The organism is Aeromonas sp. HMWF014, from assembly GCF_963878295.1.
Taxonomy (GTDB): domain Bacteria; phylum Pseudomonadota; class Gammaproteobacteria; order Enterobacterales; family Aeromonadaceae; genus Aeromonas; species Aeromonas popoffii.
In genome coordinates this window covers 1-884 of sequence record NZ_CAWNYS010000072.1, presented here as the reverse complement: position 1 = coordinate 884, position 884 = coordinate 1, and the positions used below count along the sequence as shown (strand labels likewise).

General features: G+C 57.7%; 1 protein-coding gene and 1 pseudogene. One reads left to right on the top strand and one right to left on the bottom strand.

The genetic code is table 11. The features are described from left to right. Positions 1-258: pseudogene (locus tag AAC083_RS22840) on the bottom strand (hypothetical protein); the annotation flags it as partial. Between the two features lie 171 nt (positions 259-429). Here AAC083_RS22840 and AAC083_RS02780 point away from each other — a divergent pair. Further along, positions 430-884 (top strand): PAS domain-containing protein (locus tag AAC083_RS02780; RefSeq protein ID WP_146181784.1); only part of this gene is annotated, 455 nt, incomplete at its 3' end.

Here is an 884-nt window from a genome sequence, read left to right as displayed (position 1 = left end):
CTCCAGGCCATCGGCCGCGTTCTCGACGTTGGCCGTCATCAGGCCTGAGCCACGCTGGCTGTTTTCGATGTTAAGGCCGTGATCGCCAAACCACTTCTCAGCGCGGGCCCACACCAGATCCACCGGGATCGGCATCTCCTGGGTATTGTTGGTCGCCTTGGCAACCGGCGGATTATAGCGGTATTGCTCGCCGCCATTGTTATCGCTGGCACAACCGCCTATCAACAGGGCCAGGGCTACCCCCATTATCTTTTTCATGCAGCTTCTCTCATCCATATTATCCGGCCATAGGCCAACCGGCGGCTATTATGGCGTTGACGGCACAGACTGTCAGCAGGGATCAGCAGAAATGCGTCAACATTAACCCAAGCTTTACAAAACCAGCCTGCTATCATAGATTCGCTCGAAATTTCCCCCGTGAGTGTCTGCGTGAATTCCTTGCTCACCCTGACTCTGCTTCAGCAGATCATCGATCAGTTACCCATGAATATCTTCTGCCGGGATACGGCCGGACGCTACCTGTTTGCCAACCAGGCCTTTACGGAGCAAGCGGGCCTGTTGCAACCGGCAGACCTCATCGGCAAGACGGATACGGACATGCCGTGGGGCGACGTCTTTCGGGAAGAGGATCAGCAGCTGCTGGCGGAGGGCAAACCCCTGCTCTATCAGCAGTTGTACTGCCACAGCGGCGATACCACCAGCTGGATGGAGATCCACAAGATCCCGCTCTATGACGAGCAGGGCAAGCCGGTAGCCCTGTTTGGCATGGTCAACGAGATTGATCAGCGCAAGGAGCTGGAGCAGACCTTCCGCCAGCAACAGCTGCTGCAGCGCCGCCTGCTGGACGCCATCCCGGATCCCATCCGGCTGGAAGACCATCAGGG